The organism is Neisseria sp. HMSC074B07 (genome assembly GCF_001810355.1).
In the GTDB taxonomy this organism is placed as follows: domain Bacteria; phylum Pseudomonadota; class Gammaproteobacteria; order Burkholderiales; family Neisseriaceae; genus Neisseria.
Genome location: NZ_KV800955.1, coordinates 1 through 2,799, shown reverse-complemented (window position 1 = coordinate 2,799; position 2,799 = coordinate 1). Strand labels below are relative to the sequence as shown.

General features: G+C 52.5%; 4 protein-coding genes. 2 read left to right on the top strand and 2 right to left on the bottom strand.

Annotation, left to right across the window (positions count from 1 at the left end; translation table 11 throughout):
* Nucleotides 1–111: 111 nt before the first annotated feature.
* Nucleotides 112–618, bottom strand: a complete 507-nt coding sequence (luxS, locus tag HMPREF2726_RS08670; RefSeq protein ID WP_009312521.1) for an S-ribosylhomocysteine lyase — start codon at nt 616–618, stop codon at nt 112–114.
* Between the two features lie 54 nt (nt 619–672).
* The gene (gene cyaY, locus HMPREF2726_RS08665) at nt 673–996 is read right to left on the bottom strand and encodes an iron donor protein CyaY (RefSeq protein WP_009312522.1); all 324 of its coding nucleotides are present in this window, start codon (nt 994–996) and stop codon (nt 673–675) included.
* Nucleotides 997–1,066: 70 nt separating this feature from the next.
* Here cyaY and HMPREF2726_RS08660 point away from each other — a divergent pair, with 70 nt between their 5' ends.
* The gene (locus HMPREF2726_RS08660) at nt 1,067–1,237 is read left to right on the top strand and encodes an LPS translocon maturation chaperone LptM (protein ID WP_003755649.1); all 171 of its coding nucleotides are present in this window, start codon (nt 1,067–1,069) and stop codon (nt 1,235–1,237) included.
* 11 nt (nt 1,238–1,248) lie between these two features.
* The gene (lysA, locus tag HMPREF2726_RS08655; protein ID WP_009312523.1) at nt 1,249–2,469 is read left to right on the top strand and encodes a diaminopimelate decarboxylase; all 1,221 of its coding nucleotides are present in this window, start codon (nt 1,249–1,251) and stop codon (nt 2,467–2,469) included.
* The last annotated feature ends 330 nt before the right edge of the window (nt 2,470–2,799 follow it).

Here is a 2,799-nt window from a genome sequence, read left to right as displayed (position 1 = left end):
GTACTGGTTTAAAGTTAATCCACTATACTTTGTCCATCTTTTCTATTCAAACAAAAGGTCGTCTGAAACTCGGTTTCCCGTTTTCAGACGACCTTTTTTCAAGCATATCGTTTAAACGTTCAGCAAACTTTCATCCAGCGTCAGCTCTTCGTTTTTATTCACCGCCACTTTGCGCGTCAGGACGTTTTGCGCGATTTCCTGCGCTTCGGCAAGCGAGTGCATCAGATAGGTGCCACATTGGTATTCGTTCAACTCGGGGATTTTGCTTTGGTCTTTGACATTGACCACATCCTGCATTGAAGCGAGCCATGCGTCGGCGACCTGCTGCTCATCGGGCGTGCCGATAAGGCTCATGTAGAAACCGGTGCGGCAGCCCATCGGGGAAATATCGATGATTTCGACACCGTTGCCGTTCAAGTGGTCGCGCATAAAGCCTGCGAACAAATGCTCCAGCGTGTGGATGCCTTTTTCGGACAGGATTTCTTTGTTGGGAACGCAAAAGCGCAGGTCGAATACGGTAATGGTGTCGCCTTTGGGCGTGGTCATGGTTTTCGCCACACGCACGGCAGGGGCGTGCATACGGGTGTGGTCGACTTTAAAACTGTCTAACAGGGGCATTGGATTATCCTTTTGAGTAAATATTTTGGGTGTGAGATGGGCTTCTGAGTCCGATCACAATTCGTCAATCTTTACCGCTTCGCCCGAAGCCGCGCTCAGTGCTTCGTTCAAAACATCGTAGAAATCCCGTCCGTCGCGCGTTGCCAGCCATTTGCCGTTTTGCTCTGCGAAATGGTAGCCGCCGCTTTTTGCGGCAATCCACAATTCCTGATTGGGCGTGTGGCGGTTGACGATGATTTGCGTGCCGTCCTCCGCTTCGATGGTCAGGACGTTTCCGGCAAACTGGCAGTCGAAATCCCAGCCGTTTTCGTCGATTTGGTCTTCGATGTGTTCGAACAATTCTTCGCTCATGCGGATGAATTCGCTTTCGGTCATCATGGCTTTTTGTGTGTTTTTTGTTTAAGATACCGAATCTTGCCACATTCGCGCTTATGAAGGAAGTTTACCGATGAAATACGGCGTATTTTTTGCGGCGGCAACCGCCCTCCTGCTTTCAGCCTGCGGTTACAAAGGCGACCTTTACCTGCCCAAAGAAGGCGACAAGGCGCGTTTCGGCGTGGTCCAAACCGGCCTGAAAATCCATTCTTCCAAAGAACCTACCAATCAAACCAACGATTAAACCTTACCAACATGACCCTGCATTGCGAACAAGTCCCTTACTCCCGCCTTGCCGAAGAATTCGGCACGCCGCTTTATGTGTACAGCCAATCCGCGCTGACCGAAGCATTTGAAAACTACCAAACCGCGTTTGCCGCGCTTTCCCCGCTCGTCTGCTACGCCGTCAAGGCAAACGGCAATCTGAGCATCATCAAGCACTTCGCCTCGTTGGGCAGCGGTTTCGACATCGTCTCCGGCGGCGAATTGGCGCGCGTTTTGGCGGCGGGCGGCGACGCGGCGAAAACCATCTTTTCAGGCGTGGGCAAAAGCGAGGCGGAAATCGAGTTCGCGCTGCATGCAGGCGTGAAATGCTTCAATATGGAAAGCATCCCCGAAATCGACCGCATTCAAAAGGTTGCCGAACGCTTGGGCAAAACCGCCCCCGTCTCCCTGCGCGTCAACCCCGATGTCGATGCCAAAACCCATCCCTACATCTCCACAGGCCTGAAAGCCAACAAATTCGGCATCGCCTACGCTGACGCGCTCGAAGCCTACCGCCACGCCGCCCGCCAAAGCCACCTCAAAATCATCGGCATTGACTGCCACATCGGTTCGCAACTGACCGACCTCAGCCCGCTTATCGAAGCCTGCGAGCGCATTTTGATTTTGGTTGACGCACTTGCCGCCGAAGGCATCGTTTTAGAACATTTAGACTTAGGCGGCGGCGTCGGCATCGTTTATCGAGACGAAACCGTCCCCGATTTGGGCGCGTATGCCCAAGCGGTTCAAAAACTGATCGGTACACGTCGTCTGAAACTCATCCTCGAACCCGGCCGCAGCCTGGTCGGCAACGCAGGTTCGCTGCTGGCGCGCGTCGAGTTCGTCAAACACGGCGAAGAGAAAAACTTCGTCATGGTCGATGCCGCCATGAACGACCTCATGCGCCCCGCCCTATATGATGCTTACCACCACATCGAAGCGGTAGAACCAAAAAATATCCCGCCGCTGACCGCCGACATCGTCGGCCCAATTTGCGAAACCGGCGACTTCCTCGGCAAAGACCGCACCCTTGCCTGCGAAGAAGGCGATTTGCTGGTTATCCGCAGCGCAGGTGCATACGGTGCCAGCATGGCAAGCAATTACAACACACGCAACCGGGCGGCGGAAGTCTTGGTGGACGGCAGCGAATACCGGCTTATCCGCCGACGCGAAACCTTAGAACAGCAAATGGCAAACGAAATGGCTTGTTTATAAGATTTGATCGTTTATAGCCCATAAGCCACCAAGCGGGTTTATGGGCTAAAGATTAAGTATAGTGGATTAACTTTAAATCAAAGCCTTTCAGTTTTGGGGTGCGCTCCCTATCCGTTTTCAGACGACGGCGGATTCGGATTTGAAGTGCAACTTTCCATATGAGTCACACGCAACTGACCCAAGACGAACGATACCCAATCCAATATCTGTCCCTTCACTGCACTGTCACCGAAAAAGCACAACGGCAAACCAATTTAGGTTTCAGACGACCTTTTGCTATCGTGCCTCAAGACTCAAATATCTTGCATGATTTGTCCGTATTGGCGAAAT

Excerpts from the sequence above, each read along its gene's own strand:
- luxS (WP_009312521.1), bottom strand. The coding sequence starts at position 618 with ATGCCCCTGTTAGACAGTTTTAAAGTCGACCACACCCGTATGCACGCC.
- cyaY (WP_009312522.1), bottom strand. The coding sequence starts at position 996 with ATGATGACCGAAAGCGAATTCATCCGCATGAGCGAAGAATTGTTCGAA.
- HMPREF2726_RS08660 (WP_003755649.1), top strand. The coding sequence starts at position 1,067 with ATGAAATACGGCGTATTTTTTGCGGCGGCAACCGCCCTCCTGCTTTCA.
- lysA (WP_009312523.1), top strand. The coding sequence starts at position 1,249 with ATGACCCTGCATTGCGAACAAGTCCCTTACTCCCGCCTTGCCGAAGAA.